Here is a 260-nt window from a genome sequence, read left to right on the forward strand (position 1 = left end):
ATTCACGGCCATGTCTATTCTGTTATTATTAGCAATATTTGCCGCTGCATTCATTGCTGAAGTACGACTGATAAAAGGAAGTAAAATTCCTCCCTCTTTGCATGCCAACATTGAATTTTTTGTCAATGCCAAGTACATATCTTTATTCCCAACTTGAGCACTATCGAAACGTACTGTAGTATGGTGCTTTTTCCACTGACTTTCCTGAAAACCAATCATCTCACTGCATGTAGGCGTCTGCATCATTTGCCAAATTCCAT

The 260-nt window shown here is 38.8% G+C and carries 1 protein-coding gene; it reads right to left on the minus strand.

The window, feature by feature from the left end; genetic code table 11:
* The coding region (locus tag SB679_RS25000) for a hypothetical protein (protein WP_410705004.1) at positions 1-260 on the minus strand (260 nt) is incomplete at both ends.

The sequence above is a fragment of the Chryseobacterium sp. SIMBA_029 genome, assembly GCF_046535275.1.
In the GTDB taxonomy this organism is placed as follows: domain Bacteria; phylum Bacteroidota; class Bacteroidia; order Flavobacteriales; family Weeksellaceae; genus Chryseobacterium.